Here is a 15,371-nt window from a genome sequence, read left to right on the forward strand (position 1 = left end):
ACTGGGCCCGCTGCCACCACCGCCCCCACCCGCGCAGCGGTCCCAGTCCCGGTTGCGGGTGACGTGGGGACCGCCGCGCTTGGGCTCTCGGGCGGCGAGGAGAGATCCAACTCGAACGATTCCTCCTCCTCGAGCGCGGGTTCCGCGGTGTCCCGACGACGCCGACGCCAAGCCAACCAACCGAAGACCGCGACACCCACGGCCGTCACCGCGGCAAAGGCCCCGAGTGGCAGCAGATAGGTCTGCCAGAAGGGGCGCGCGGGCGGCGCCACGACCTCCGGGACGATGGCTGCGGGCGCCTCGACCACGGGCGCTGGGGGATCCTGATCGATCACCGCTTCGCTCACCACCGACTCGCTCTCCGCCACGTCCAGAGGGGGTGACGGCACCGCGTCCTCCACCCCGGTGGGCACCGTCTCAGCGAGCTGCTCATCCGCTTCGACGGTGTCGGCATCGGCGGCGACCGCGGGCTCGGCGATCTCGTCCGCGACCGGTTCCGGCGCGGTCACGCTCACCTCCGCCTCCGTCACGGCGGTCTCCGTCACCGCCTCCGGGGCGGGCGGCTGAGCGCCCAACAGGCCCAGCGTGGCGGCGGACCCAACGAGATCCTGCAGACGCGCGACCTCCGCATCACGCTCCGCGAGCAGCTCCTCCAGCATGGCCACTTCGGCCTCTAACTCGAGGACCCGGCCCCGCAGGGCATCGGTCTCCTGGGGAGCGGCCGTGGCCGGCGCTTCGTCGCGCGCGCCGGCGACGATGGCATCGGTGGTCTCGACCGGAGCCGGCAGACGGCTCGCAGCCTCACCCGCAAGACCCGCGATCGGCGTGACCGCCGGCACTTGCGTCGCTGTGAGTGCCGCCGCCACATCGGTGAGGGGTTCGCGCGTACTCGGGCGGCCCTGTAATGCGGCCTGGAGTTCCCGCTCGGCCCCCGTGGGATCGAGCGCGAACAGCTCCGCTCGGCTTGGGATCACCAGGGTCACACCAGCCCGGAGGAGATTGATGTCGCCTCGACCGAAGGCGGCCTGGTTGTTCCGATAGAGCGCCATCGCGGTCTGCTCAATGGTGGCCCCGGCGGGACCCTGGCTCCCCGCAAGGCGCAGCAGTCCCGTGCCCGCCGGCACCGGACCGAACGTCATCGGGAACCCGTCGGCCCCCGGCGTCATTGCGACCGGGGCAGGCGGTGATGGGGGCGCGGCCACGGAAGGTGGCGGACTCACGGGCGCGGCCGTGGTTCGGGCCGTGGCTCCTCGGGCAGGAACCGCGGCGGGGACCGGGGCTTCAGGCTGTGGTGACGGGGCCGGCACCGCCGGGCGCGGACCCAATCCGGGCGGATCCAGCAGGACCGTGTACCCCTTCACCAAGCGGCCCGCCGGCCAGACCACCTCGACGAGAAAATCCAGAAAGGGTTCGCGAATCGGTTCCGAGCTGCGCACCTGGATCACGGGCGTGCCCCGTGCGGAAACCTCCGGGGTGAAGCTCAGGCCACTGAGGAAGTGAAAGCGCTCCAGCCCGGAGCGGGCGAAGTCATTCGGGGGGGCCAGTGTGACGCGGACGGTGTCGAGCTCATCCGCCCGGACGTCGACCAGATCGATCTCGCCCACGAACGGCTGATTGAGCCCAGAGTCCGTGCGCAAGGACCCTAGCCCAAGCGCCACTGCCTCGGGGCCGCTGATGAGCGCACACACGACCAATGAGGCTGGAACAACGTGGCGAGACATCCTTACCCTCGATGAATGGGGCGAAACCCGCCACCAGAACAGCCAACGATCAATCTGGTTCGAGATGGATCCGTGTCAACGCCGATGCCTTCGCCCACTGGTCGCAACGAGGTCAACGCTCGCTCAGGATGCGCAACATCCGCCGCAGGGGTTCAGCCGCGCCCCAGAGCAATTGATCCCCGACCGTAAAGGCACTGAGATAACGCTCACCCAGATTCATCTTGCGCAGCCGACCGACCGGGATCAGTAAGGTCCCCGTCACGGCTGCTGGAGACAAGGATTGGATGGTCCGTTCGCGATCATTCGGAATCACCCGCACCCAGTCGTTGGCCGCGGCGATCGTCTCCTCGATCGCCGCGATCGAGCAATCGCGCGTCAGTTTGATGGTCAACGCCTGACTGTGGCAACGCATCGCGCCGACCCGCACACAGAGTCCGTCGACCGGGATCGCATCCCCCTCTGAACCGAGGATTTTATTGGTCTCGGCCATGCCCTTCCATTCCTCGCGGCTCTGGCCGTTTGGCAACTGGGTATCGATCCAGGGAATCAGACTGCCGGCGAGGGGAACCCCGAAGTTCTCGACCGGGAACCCGTTGCCATGCATGACCTCGGTGACGCGCCGGTCGATTTCGAGAATCGCCGCGCCCGGATCCTGCAAAAGCGGCATCACTACCTCATGCAGAACCCCCATCTGCGCCAGCAGTTCACGCATGTTCTTCGCACCCGCGCCCGAAGCGGCCTGATAGGTCATGGCACTGACCCATTCGACCAGCCCCGCGCGGAACAGACCACCGAGCGCCATCAGCATCAGGCTCACGGTGCAATTGCCGCCGATGAAATCGCGCTTGCCTTGTTCCAAGGCCCGATCGATCAGGGCACGATTCACCGGATCGAGGATGACGGTCGCATTCGGATCCATCCGCAAGGCCGAGGCCGCATCGATCCAGTAGCCATCCCAGCCACTCGCACGCAGCACTGGGTAGACTGACTTGGTGTAGTCACCACCCTGACAGGTCAAGATGAGATCCATGTCACGCAAGGCATCGAGCGAGGTCGCGTCCTGCAACGGGCGCGCGCCCTGCCCCACATCCGGCCCCGCCTCCCCGACCTGGGAGGTGGTGAAAAAGACTGCCTCCGGGATGTGCGCGAAATCGCCCTCCGCACGCATCCGGTCCATCAGGACCGACCCGACCATCCCTCGCCATCCAACGAACCCGACACGCTTCATGCTCAAACTCCGCAATCGATGATCCGAGGCACCCGGGTTGCGCCGCAGCACAGCTGCTTCGGGTCGCTCGACTGTCCGGGGCGGCGCGCCGCCCGCATGGGCACGTTACAACGCCGCCACCACCGCATCCCCCATCTCGGCGGTGCCCACCTCGCGCATGCCCTCGGAGAGGATATCCGCGGTTCGCAGCCCCTGATCGAGCACCCTCGAGACGGCTGCCTCGATGCGCATGGCTGCCCCGGCGGCGTCAAGTGAGTAGCGTAGCATCATCGCCACCGAGAGGATGGTGGCGAGCGGGTTGGCAACGCCCCGCCCCGCGATGTCCGGCGCCGAACCATGGATGGGCTCGTACATGCCCTGGCCATGCGCGTTCAGCGAGGCCGAGGGCAGCATCCCGATGGAGCCCGTGAGCATGGCGGCGCAGTCCGAGAGGATGTCACCAAACATGTTCGTGGTCACCATGACGTCGAACTGCTTGGGCGCGCGCACCAACTGCATGGCCGCGTTGTCCACATAGAGGTGACTGAGTTCGATCTCGGGGTAGTCTCGCGCGGTGGCCGTCGCCACCTCGCGCCACATCTCGGTGCACTCGAGCACATTGGCCTTGTCCACCGAGCAGACGCGTTTGCCCCGTTTCATCGCGATGTCGAAGGCCACCCGACAGATCCGTTCCACCTCGGATTCGGTGTAAACCAGGGTATTGAAGCCCCGCCGCTCACCGGAAGGTAAGGTCTCGACCCCACGTGGCTGCCCAAAATAGATGCCACCGGTCAACTCACGCACGATCATGAGATCGAGCCCCGAGACCACCTCGGGCTTGAGTGTCGAAGCCCCCGCCAGCTGGGGATAGAGGATCGCCGGGCGCAGATTGGCGAACAATCCCAGGCCGGCGCGCAGTCCCAGCAGGCCTTTTTCAGGCCGTTTGGAGATGTGCAATGGCTCCCACTGTGGCCCTCCCACCGCGCCGAGCAGCACCGCATCCGCGTCCCGCGCGGCAGTGAGTGTCTCCTCGGGCAAGGGATCACCCAGCGCATCATAGGCCGCGCCACCGACGAGACCCTCCTGCAAGGTGACGTCGATTGCCCCCTCGTCATGCAGCGCCCGCAGGACCTTGACCGCCTCGCTGACGATCTCAGGGCCGATCCCATCACCGGCCAACACCAAAATCTGCTTGCTCAATGCTCACTCACTCGATGGATTGGAAAGACCTCGGGAACCAACGCGCCGTCAGGACGCGCTGAAAAACAGCCAGGGCGCCTCGACCCCCCGCCGTGCCTCGTAGGCGCGGATGGCATCGGCACGGCTCAGCGTCACCCCGATATCATCGAGCCCCTTGAGCAAGCGGTCCTTGTGGCCGGGGTCGACCTCGAATGCAATCCGCTCCCCGCGGCTCACCAGCGTGAGCTGCTGTGCCGGGAGATCGACCCGCAGGCGCAGGGCCTCCGGTCCGTAGGCCTGGCCGAAGAGGTCATCGATGACGTCCGCCGCCAGCACGATCGGCAACAAACCATTCTTGAAACAGTTGTTGAAGAAGATGTCGGCGAAGCTCGGCGCAAGGATCACGCGGAACCCATAGTCGGCCAGCGCCCAAGGTGCATGCTCGCGCGATGAACCGCAACCGAAATTCTCGCGTGCCAGCAGAATGTCGGCGTTTTGATAGCGCGGATCGTTCAAGACGAACTCAGGATTGAGCGGCCGATGGCTACAGTCCATCCCCGGCTCGCCGTGGTCAAGATAACGGAGCTCGTCGAACAGGTAGGGGCCAAACCCCGTCCGGGCGATACTCTTCAAGAACTGTTTCGGGATGATGGCATCGGTGTCCACGTTCGCCCGGTCGAGTGGTGCGAGCAGGCCGGTGAAATTCTTGAAAGGTTCCATCTCAGAGCTGCCTCACGTCGATGAAGTGACCGGTCACGGCGGCGGCGGCGGCCATCGCTGGACTGACCAGATGGGTGCGCCCGCCTTGCCCTTGGCGCCCCTCGAAATTCCGGTTCGAGGTCGATGCACACCGCTCGCCCGGCTCGAGACGGTCGGCGTTCATCGCCAGGCACATGGAACACCCTGGCTCACGCCATTCGAACCCCGCCTCGACGAAGATACGGTCGAGGCCCTCTGCCTCGGCCTGTGCCTTGACCAATCCCGAACCCGGCACGACCAACGCCAATTGGATTCCAGCCGCCACCTTACGGCCCTTCACCACGGCCGCCGCGGCGCGCAGGTCCTCGATACGAGAATTCGTACAGGAGCCGATGAAGATCTTATCCGGGCGGATTTCGGTGATCGCCGTGCCCGGCTCGAGCCCCATGTATTCCAGGGCACGACGCATCCCCTCGGCCTTGACCGGGTCCGACTGATCGGCTGGATTCGGCACCCGCGCGCCGACTGGCGCCACCATCTCCGGCGAGGTGCCCCAGGTCACCTGAGGCAGGATACAGGCGGCATCGATCCGCACCACCCGGTCAAAGTGTGCGCCCGGATCACTGACGAGGGTCCGCCACTGGTCGGCGGCCCGCTCGAACAGCTCGCCACTCGGGGCGTAGGGACGGCCACGCAGGTAGGCGATCGTCTTCTCGTCGACCCCGATCAACCCGGCCCGCGCACCGGCCTCGATGGCCATGTTGCAGACGGTCATGCGGCCCTCCATCGAGAGGGCGCGGATGGCCTCGCCAGCGAATTCGATCACCGAACCGGTGCCACCCGCCGTGCCGATCTCGCCGATGATCGCAAGCACGATGTCCTTGGCCGTGATCCCGGGACCGACCTCCCCGTCGACGCTGATCAGCAGCGTCTTGGATTTGCGCTGGATCAGCGTCTGGGTCGCCAACACATGCTCGACCTCCGAGGTGCCGATGCCGAAGGCCAGCGCCCCGAAGGCCCCGTGTGTCGAGGTGTGCGAGTCGCCGCACACGAGCGTCGCGCCTGGCAGGGTGAAGCCCTGCTCCGCGCCGATGACATGCACGATCCCCTGGCGCGGATCGGCCATGCGGAAGAGCGTAATGCCGAAATCGCTGCAATGCTGATCGAGGGTCTCGACCTGGATGCGCGAGACCGGGTCGGTGATACCCTCATGCAGATCACGGGTCGGGACATTATGATCCGGCACCGCGAGATGGGAGTCCGTTCGCCACGGCCGCCGACCCGCCAGGCGCAGACCCTCGAACGCCTGCGGCGAGGTCACCTCATGCACCAGTTGCCGATCGATGTAGAGCAACGCGGCGCCGTTCTCATCGGTCTCGACGACATGGGCATCCCACAGCTTGTCGTATAGGGTCTTCGCTCCCATGGCTCCTCACCTCGCAAAAAACCAATCGCCAAGGATAAACCCGCCACATAGCGAACTCAATCGCTCCGAGATCGCGAGCGCTCGTGACGGGGACTCAAGTGCGGGGGTAGGCCGCTCACCCGAGCACGCAGCGATTCCGGCCCTGATCCTTAGCGGCGTAGAGCGCCTGATCGACGCGTCGGAAGAGCGTCTCGACGGTGTCGTGGGGGGTAAACTGCGCGATACCGAGGCTGACCGTGAGCCGCCCCACGCCTGGAATCCGGGCCGCGGCAACCGCGACTCGGAGCTGCTCGGCGAAGCAGCGGGCGCCCTCGGCGTTGGTCTGCGGAAGCAGCAGACTGAATTCCTCACCGCCCCAACGCGCTAACCCGTCGGCTTCGCGCACCCGCCCCCCAAGGATCCTGGCCAGCGCCCGTAACGCCTGATCGCCGACGTCATGGCCGCGCACGTCATTGATCGTCTTGAACCGGTCGATGTCGAGCAGAAGTAACGAAAAGACGTGGTGGTAGCGTCGCGCGCGCAGGATCTCGAGGCGCAACCGTTCGTCGAAGGCGCGCCGGTTCGGCAGTCCGGTCAGTGCATCCTGGTAGGCTTGGGCGCGCAGCGCCTGCTGAAGTTCATGGCGGACCATTGCCGCGCTGATCATGTCGGCCACGAGCCGCAGCAGGCTTTGTTCGAAGTCGCTCCAGCGCTTGCGCACCTGGACGTCGTCGAGACCCAGTATGCCGCGCATCGGCCCGGTCCCGAACATCGGGATCGCCAGCATGGACTGGATCTCGCCGTCGCGGATCAATGTCTGCTCCTCGGGCGAGAGCTGCCCGATGTCGTCCTGGGTGACCCAGGCGGCCTGCCGGCTATGGGCAATCTCCGGCAACCAGGGGTAGCGATCCACCGCCAGGTCGCGCAGCTCGTCGCGCTGCGGTCGTGCGCCGGGCGCGCACCATTCGTGGGTGCAAGTCATCGTGGTGCCGCCTTCGGCCATCTGAAAGAGATAGCAGCGATGCGCACCCAGACAACTGCCGATGCGGGTCAACGCGGTGTCGATTGCCGCATCGAAGCCAGGCTCGCTCAGGGTCAGGAACATCCGCGAGATGTCGCGCACCGCTTCCTCGCAGGCGGTGCGCCTAGCCAGGTCCTCACGCCCCCGGGCGCGCTCGATCGCGAGCCCGGCCAGGCTGGCGGCGCCCGTGATTCGCTCGATCTCCCACGCCGATGGAGTCCGCAGTGCCCGGGCATAGAGAGCAAAGGTGGCCAGCACCTCGCCGTCCTTGGCCAGGACCGGCTCCGACCAGCAAGTCCGCAGGCCAGCCCGAGCGGCAACTTCCCGATAGGCCGCCCAGGCCGGATCGACGCGGATGTCCTCACTGATCACCCGTTCGCCGCGCACGGCAGCGGTGCCGCAGGCGCCCTGTCCCTCGCCGATCGCGAGGCCGTCGACCGCCGTGTTGAAGACGGCCGGCAGGCTGGGAGCGGCGAGCACGCGCAACCGGCGGCTGTCCTCGTCGACCAGCAACAGCGAACAGAGACCGTCCGGCACCGCGGTCTCGGCGGCGCGGACGATGCGCTCGCCAATGGTCTCCAGCGGTTCGTCGTTCAGGATGTCGCGCAGGATCGCCTGGACCTCGCGCTCATGCTGCTGCGATTGCCGCCGTTCGGTGACGTCGACAAAGGCACCGAGAAAGCCGTCATCGAGCACCGCGTAATGGATCTCGACCGTGCGGCGCGCGCCATTCTTGCAGGTCACCTCGGCGGTGAACGGCATCTGGCTGCTATCCCCCGCGGCCAGCGCGGCGAGGGCGGCATCCCAGCGTTGGCGAATTTGACAACGGTCCGCCGGGTCCGGATAAGCCAGCTCCCACCAGCGCTGCTCGTCGGGTAGATCCGACTCGCCGTAACCGTAGGTTTTGGTGAACACAGCGTTGTAGAAACGCGTCCGGTGTGCGCGATCGAGATGGCCCAGGGGGACTGGCGCGAAGTGCAGCAGGTGCTCAAAGCGCGCCTCGCCGGCCCGCCGTGAGGCATCGGCCTCCTTGGCGTCGGTGATGTCGATGGCGATCCCTTCCCAGAGGGTGTCGCCACCGGGCAGCGCACGCGGCAACGACTCCAGGCGCCACCAGCGGATGACACTCCGGATCACAACCCGGCCTTCCCACAGGAACGGTCGCGGCTCGACGAAGACCTGGTGATTCAGCGCCAGAAACGCCGGATAGTCGTCCGGATGCACGCGCTGGAACACGGTCGCCGCGTCGACGAGGACCAGTTCTCGCGGCAGATCGAGCATCGCGAGCAGCCGCTCGGTGACGAAGCAAAAGGAAGGGTGGCCATTGGCATCCACCCGCAGCAGATAGAGGGCAGCCGGCATCGCCTCAGACGGCTGAGGCCGCGAGCCCGGATCGACGTCAATCAGCGGTTGGTACGACATCAAAACGGCGGTGGCGGTGACGATCCATCCGACAAGCTCAGGGGCATCGCAATCGCGGCTCCAGTCATCATGAGTGGCTTAATATAGACGATCTTGGTTGGTTTTCCACGGACAATTCGAATGATCCAAGGCCGCTGCTCCGCGAGCGCTCTTTGCACAAACCCGCGGCACTGCTGCACGAGATCTTCACGCGCTCACGTCAACACCATTGGGATCGGAGATAAGTCGAGATCAGGGTGAGTGGGGCGTTTGGGCAATTGGTCTGCCGGTCTGTTGCCCGCCGTCCATGGCGACGTGATGAGGCTCTGGTCCAGCCTAGACCTCACCAGCCCACACGAACCCTCGGCGCTGCTTGACCATCGGTCACGAAGTGCGGAATGCTTTAACCGCACACACCAGACGCGGCACGGTACGCGATGACAACAACGTCCCTGACAGCTTGGTTGGAGGCGCTGGGACTTGGCGAGCACGCCGAGGCCTTGCAGGCCGCGCGGATCGACCTCGCGACCCTGCCGCGCCTGACTGAGTCGCGGCTCGATGCGTTAGGCGTTCCCGCGGACCACCGCCAGCATCTGCTTGCGGCGATTGCAGCGCTCGGCCAGCCGGCGGCCGCGCCCAACCCTCATCGCTCCCAACACCGGATCATCGATTTGCTCCAGAGCGGGCGCGTTCAAGCCGCCCTGGGACTGCTCACTCGCTTCGACTATTGGATGTCGCGACTGCAAACGCTGCAGGATCCGGAGGGGGTGCGGGGCATCACCCGCGACTGGGCGGCCACTCTGGCCGCGCATCCGGATATCGACCCGCGCGCGCGCCTGTGGGAGACCTTCTGGCGCGCGCACGAACCCTTCCTCCGACGGGGGGATGCACGCTGGCCGGCGTACAAGATCCTGCTGCAACGTGCGATGGAGCATGGGGATGACAGCCCGGTGACCCGGGAGGCCGAGGCCTGGTTGGCCCAGGGCCAGTGCGATTGGCTGTGGCTCCGCAATCCGCGGCGGCCGGCGCGACGCCTCGCAACGCCTGGCTTGCGTGTGCTGAAGGGACACACCGGCGAGGTCAACGGAGCCCAGCGGCTCCCCGACGGGCGGGTGCTGTCCTGGTCCGACGACGGCACCCTGCGCTTGTGGAACGGAACGGACGGTGCGCCCCTGGCCACCTTGAGCGGACACACGGCGGCCGTAACGGGCGTCCGGAGGCTCCCCGACGGACGCCTGCTCTCTTGGTCTCGCGATCGCACGTTGCGCCTGTGGGACGGACAAGATGACACCCCACGCCTGACACTTTCCGGACACACCGGCTGGGTCAATGGCGCCCGGAGGCTCCCCGACGGGCGCCTCCTCTCCTGGTCCACCGACGGGACCCTGCGCCTGTGGGACGGAGCAAGCGGAACAGCCCTCGCGACCCTCGCCGGACATACCGCCACGATCGATGGCGTTCTGGTCCTGTCCGACGGACGTTTCCTCTCCTGGTCCACCGACCGCACCCTCTGTCTGAGGGAGGGAGCGAGCGGCAGCCTCCTCGCCACTCTGGTCGGGCACACGCGCAAGGTGACCGGCGCCCGGGTGCTCACCGATGGGCGACTCCTCTCCTGGTCCCGGGACGGCACCCTGCGGCTGTGGGACGGGCAGACCGGCGCTCCACTCGCCATCCTCTCCGGACATACTCGCCAGGTCAGCGGCGCTCTGGGGCTCACCGACGGGCGTGTGCTCTCCTGGTCCGACGACCACAGCCTGCGCCTATGGGATGGACAAACCGGCGCCCTGATGGCCGTACTCACTGGGCACACACGGCCCATCACTGGCGCCCAGGTCCTCCCCAACGGGCACCTTCTCTCCTGGTCTGGGGACGGGACTCTCCGCCTCTGGGACGGGCGGACCGGTGCTGCACTCGCCACGCTGACCGGGCACCCCAGCGAGGTCAAGGGTGCCCAAATCCTTCCGGACGGGCCGCTGCTCTCCTGGTCCCGGGACGGGACCTTGCGGCAGTGGGACGGGCAGAGCGGCGCCCCGCTCGCCTCGCGTGCTGAACCGTCCGTCCGCGTCCGGGGCGCCCGGGTGCTGCCCGATGGACGGCTGCTCTCCTGGTCGCGGGACCACAGCCTACAGCTCTGGGAGAGCCCGATCGGCGCCCCGCTCGCCACCCTCGCCGGGGACCACAGCGAGGGCGGGCAGGCCCAGGTCAGCCCCGACGGACGCATCCTCGCCTGGTCGACCGACAACACCTTGAGCCTGTGGGACGGACACACAGGCCGGCCGCTCGCGACCCTGGTCGGACACCGGCTCCCGGTCACCGGCGCCCAGATCCTCGCCGACGGGCGCCTCCTGTCCTGGTCCTCCGACGGGACCCTGCGGCTGTGGGACGGGCAAACAGGTGCGGCGCTCGTCACCCTGGTCGGACACGCCCGAACGGTCACGGGGGCCCTGGAGTTGCCCGATGGACGCCTCCTCTCCTGGTCTCGGGATCGGACCCTGCGGCTGTGGGACGGGCGGACGGGTGCCCCGCTCGCCATCCTCGCCGGACATACCCAACAGGTGACCGGCGCCCAGGTCTTACCCGACGGGCGCCTGCTGTCTTGGTCTAACGACCACAGCTTGCGCCTATGGGACGGACACACCGGAGCCCCACTGGCCACCCTGGTCGGGCATGCGAACGCCCTCAACGGCGCGCACGTCCTCGCCGACGGGCGACTGCTCTCCTGGTCCTGGGACCGCACCCTGCGTCTGTGGGATGGACAAACCGGCGCTCCGCGCACCACCCTTGTCGGGCATACCGCTGTTGTCTGGGGAGCTCGACAGCTCGCCGACGGGCGTGTGCTCTCCTGGTCCGACGACCGCACCCTGCGTCTGTGGGATGGAGAAACCGGCGCCCCGCTCGCCACCCTCGCCGGGCACAGTGCCCTGGTGTGGGGGGCGCAACAACTTTCCGACGGGCGTCTCCTCTCCTGGTCCTTGGACCGCACGCTGCGCCTATGGGATGGGCAGAGTGGCGCATCCCTCGGGGAACCGATCGCCGAAGAGCATCTTCCCTGGAGCCATCCGTCACTGCTGCTGCAACGCAACGCCGCCCCGTCGCCGTGCCATCCAGGCCGTCACACCGCGCCGTGGTCTGTTGCGGACACCGGCGGCATCGCCACCGATAGGGGCGCGATCGCTCCGGTGTGCTGGCAAGGCCATTCCCCGCTCGTGGCACGCGGTCTGCTCAACGCGGGGATTCTCGTCGTGACTCCGCGCCGTGGCCACGTCGTCTGTCTGCAGCTGTACCGTGGCGCTCAGCGCATCACGGTTGAGGAGCTCGCACAGCAGGCCTGAACGTGACCCAGCTGCCGCTCTTGAGAGGCTTGGGCTTGAGCGGCGTGCGCGGCAGCGGATGCTCGCGCAGAGCAATCATCCTAGATCCTCGCAGACCCGCCCGTCGGCGTCGCTCTGGGCGAGCGGGTCGGTGGTCAAAGGAGTCGGAGCGGTTGTGATCCTGGGATCGCTGCTCGGTCGAGACCAGGGCTCAGAGTCGACCGTTTCCAACCAACCATTTCAAACCATAGGGCGGCAGCCTGATGCGATCGCTCGGGTCGGTCACACCGTCTCCGCCCAGCAGATCCGTCAGCGCACCCGTTAGACCGGCATGGCGCGGGAGATCGCCCTGAACCGACTGCGCATGCTCGCTGAAGTTGGCGAGCACCAGGAGATGGCCATCCTGACGGTGGCGGGCGAAGGCGAGGACGTGGACGTTGTCGCTCCACAGGGGGTGAAACAGACCAAAATTGTGGGTGTGAGGATGGGCGCGGCGGGCCTCGATCAATCTCTTGAAACCCTGAAACAGCCGGCCTTCGAGCGTGCCTGGATCATGACGCCGTGCGGCCTTCGTCCAGTCCATTCGTGGTCGATGCAGCCAACGACTGTCATGGGCCTGTTCTGGATCGTCACGATAACTTGGATCGTTGAGCAGGCCAATCTCATCGCCCATGTAGATTAACGGAACCCCGGCGCGCCCTAGGATCAGACCGTAGACCAATAGGATCCGGCTGACCGCCAAGTCGAGTTCGGCCGGGTCGCCGATCTCGATCGCCCGCTCCAACCCGGCGAGCGACGCCGTGGTCCCGCTGATCCGAGCATCACCAGAAACCGGGTCGAACTGAAAGTAATCCCCGCGCGCGAACGAGCCGGGAAAACGCCCAGTGTAGAACGCATTAAGAAAATGACGATGCGCCTGGGGATCCTCGCCGATCTGGCGCAAGGTCTCATCGCTCATCCCCCAGCCGATATCATCGTGACAGCGGACATAGTGGATGGCCGTCGCGCCCAGCAGCAGCCGGGGGGCCATGTGCATGGCCGCGGTCGCCAAGGTGGCCTTGCGGGTTGCCAGACCGCTCCACAGATTCACCATGAATTGATTGTTGTAGGCCAACTCGCAGCGCTTGCCAGCATTGGCGTCAACCCCGATGTAGTGCAGCAGTTCGTCGGGCGGCACGATCGCCTCGGCTTTGAAGATCACCCCTGGTGCAACCACGCGCATCAACGCTCGGTAAGTCTCGATCAGGAGCTGGACCTCCGGTTGATTCTGGCAATTGGTGCCCATCCGTTTCCACAGGAAGGGCGCGGCATCGAGTCGCAGCACATCGACCCCTTGATTCGCCAAGAAGCACATGACCGCCAGCATCTCGCGAAACACCGCCGGATTCCTGTAATTCAGATCCCATTGGTAGCGATTAAAGGTCGTCCAGACCCAGCGCCCGTCACCGGCCATGTCCGGTACAAAGGTGAAATTACCGGGCGCCTCGTCGGGAAAGACCTCGGGTAAGCTGCGCTCGTAGGCATCTGGGAGTTCGCGGTCCGTGAAGGTGTAGTAGTAGTCCAGGTAATCCGGGTCGCCACGGCGCGCCCGCACGGCCCAGTCATGCTCTGCGGCCGTGTGATTGAGCACCAAGTCCGCGCACAGCGCGATCCCACGCGCCCGCAGCGCCGTGGTCAGCGCGCGCAGATCCTCGAGCGTCCCGAGTTCGGGGGCGATGGAGCGATAATCCATGATGGCGTAACCGCCATCGTTCTCGCCCGGCCGCGGCTTGAGGAGTGACATCACGTGTAAGTAGGTGATGTGCAGCTCCCGCAGGTAATCGAGTCGGTCCTGGACATCGTTGAGGGTTCCGGCAAAGCGCTGGGGATAGAGCACGTAACCGATCAGATTCGGCCGCTCGAACCAGTCGGGCGTCAACTGACGTTCCAGGTCCAACAGCCGCAAGGGTTCTGGCCGAGCCAAATACCCGTCGACCACGCAATCGAAGATGGCATCGGCCTGCACCGTGGCATCGTCGCGGTCGCCGTAGAGGGCGAGAAAGGGCCGCCGTGCATCCTCGAACCAGCGCTCAGCGCGCAGCCAGAACATCTCGGCGTCGCGTGGCTCGAAGCGATCGGCGAGCTTGGCGGCATGCCGCTCGCGCAGTCGCGCGAAGGCCACGCGACTCTCGGGGGTCATCTGCAGCAGATTGTGCATGGATTGTCCTGCCTCGGTGGGTCGTACCCTATTGACATCGGTCTCACGAACCGGAAACGATTGAAAGGATCTCGACGCATTGCAGCGGATCGGCCGTGGATTGTTCCTCCAGGCGCCAAGTCCGGATGGCCAAGCCGACCCGGATGCTGCTTGCTGTCCACTCACTGTGCCAGACTGCGAGAGGCTCGCGCAAACCGAGGCAACTCACAGGGCACAGACGCCTTTCCACCCCATCACATTCGACCTGGAGAATCGTTCATGGAGCTTTACACGCCAATCATCGAAGCGATGCTGCTGCTGGTGCTCTTGATCAGCGCCGCCTTGATGCTGCGCGCCGCGGGCGCCCTCACCGAGGAACACGCGGACGTGTTCTCGCGCGTGATCACGCTGCTGGTGCTGCCCGCACTCGTCTTCAATCACCTGTCCGCGCACCCGATCAGTGCTGACATGCTGCAGGCGCCGACGATGCTCTTCATTAGTGGGCTGATACTGATGGTGCTCGCCTGGTCTGTCGGGACGCGGGTGCTGCACCTGGGACGATTGCAACTGGGCGCCCTAATCCTTTGTACTGGCTTCGGCGCGGCGACCCTGGTGGGGATCCCGCTCGTCGAGATCGCCCATCCGGAGTTGGACCTGCAGGAGAGCATCTTGATCGGTGTCCTGGGCGTTGAGCTGCCGCTCTTCATCCTCGGCCCCTTGATCGCGTCCTACTACGGCCGGCGCGAAGGCTTCTCGCTCGGCGCGGGGGCCTTGCTCATCCTGCGCTCGCCCATTGTCCTAGCCGCCATTGCGGGCATCCTCTGGGGCCAATTCGGTCTACCGCGTGACGGCAATCTCGCGTTGGGGACCCTCTTCCTGACACTCGACCATCTGGAAGCCGCCTTACTGCCCCTGGTCGGTCTGGCGATTGGTCTGATGATCCGCCCGATCGCCGTTCACAACCTGCTGCCGCTGTTCGCGTTCGTTGCCGCCGTACAGCTCGTGTTGCAACCGGTCTTATTGGCCATCGGCTCCTGGCTCTGGTCGCTGCCGGCGTCGATCATCGCAACCCTGATCCTACAAGGCGCGGCACCGGTCACCGCCTTATCGGCCATCTTCGTGCGGCAGTATGGATGTGATGGGGCACTCGCGGCCTCACTGATTCTTTTCACCACCCTCCTGTCGTTGATCACGATCCCCTTGATGGTGATCGCCTTCGGCTGATCCGAGCGCAGCGCGCGGCGGGCCCCA

9 protein-coding genes are annotated in these 15,371 nt (G+C 66.2%); 2 read left to right on the forward strand and 7 right to left on the reverse strand.

What is annotated here, in order from left to right; translation table 11 throughout:
* From CKO25_RS04050 to CKO25_RS04075, 6 genes are all read right to left on the reverse strand, one after another.
* Positions 1 to 1,721 (reverse strand): type IV pilus assembly protein FimV (locus tag CKO25_RS04050; protein ID WP_443080706.1); only part of this gene is annotated, 1,721 nt, incomplete at its 3' end.
* Positions 1,722 to 1,833: 112 nt separating this feature from the next.
* Complete coding sequence (gene asd, locus CKO25_RS04055; protein ID WP_200386661.1) at positions 1,834 to 2,949, reverse strand: aspartate-semialdehyde dehydrogenase; 1,116 nt, start codon at positions 2,947 to 2,949, stop codon at positions 1,834 to 1,836.
* A gap of 105 nt (positions 2,950 to 3,054) precedes the next feature.
* Positions 3,055 to 4,128 (reverse strand): 3-isopropylmalate dehydrogenase, encoded by a 1,074-nt coding sequence (leuB, locus tag CKO25_RS04060; RefSeq protein ID WP_200386662.1) that lies wholly within the window; start codon positions 4,126 to 4,128, stop codon positions 3,055 to 3,057.
* A gap of 48 nt (positions 4,129 to 4,176) precedes the next feature.
* On the reverse strand, positions 4,177 to 4,827 hold the full coding sequence (gene leuD, locus CKO25_RS04065) for a 3-isopropylmalate dehydratase small subunit (protein ID WP_200386663.1): 651 nt from the start codon (positions 4,825 to 4,827) through the stop codon (positions 4,177 to 4,179).
* A gap of 1 nt (position 4,828) precedes the next feature.
* Positions 4,829 to 6,232, reverse strand: coding sequence for a 3-isopropylmalate dehydratase large subunit (leuC, locus tag CKO25_RS04070; RefSeq protein ID WP_200386664.1), 1,404 nt, complete (start codon positions 6,230 to 6,232; stop codon positions 4,829 to 4,831).
* Between the two features lie 115 nt (positions 6,233 to 6,347).
* Positions 6,348 to 8,594: a sensor domain-containing diguanylate cyclase gene (locus CKO25_RS04075; RefSeq protein ID WP_200386665.1), complete on the reverse strand. Its 2,247-nt coding sequence runs from the start codon at positions 8,592 to 8,594 to the stop codon at positions 6,348 to 6,350.
* Between the two features lie 476 nt (positions 8,595 to 9,070).
* Here CKO25_RS04075 and CKO25_RS04080 point away from each other — a divergent pair, with 476 nt between their 5' ends.
* Positions 9,071 to 11,965 carry a hypothetical protein gene (locus CKO25_RS04080; RefSeq protein ID WP_200386666.1) on the forward strand — a complete coding sequence of 965 codons (2,895 nt, stop codon included), beginning with the start codon at positions 9,071 to 9,073 and terminating at the stop codon, positions 11,963 to 11,965.
* Between the two features lie 190 nt (positions 11,966 to 12,155).
* On the opposite strand, the gene CKO25_RS04085 is transcribed toward CKO25_RS04080, so the two are convergent.
* Positions 12,156 to 14,141 (reverse strand): alpha-amylase family glycosyl hydrolase, encoded by a 1,986-nt coding sequence (locus CKO25_RS04085; protein ID WP_200386667.1) that lies wholly within the window; start codon positions 14,139 to 14,141, stop codon positions 12,156 to 12,158.
* A 258-nt stretch (positions 14,142 to 14,399) separates the two neighbouring features.
* On the opposite strand from CKO25_RS04085, the gene CKO25_RS04090 reads away from it, so the two are divergent.
* A complete protein-coding gene (locus CKO25_RS04090; RefSeq protein WP_200386668.1) occupies positions 14,400 to 15,344 on the forward strand; it encodes an AEC family transporter in 945 nt (314 codons plus the stop codon).
* The last annotated feature ends 27 nt before the right edge of the window (positions 15,345 to 15,371 follow it).

It is taken from the genome of Thiocapsa imhoffii (assembly GCF_016583985.1).
Taxonomy (GTDB): domain Bacteria; phylum Pseudomonadota; class Gammaproteobacteria; order Chromatiales; family Chromatiaceae; genus Thiocapsa; species Thiocapsa imhoffii.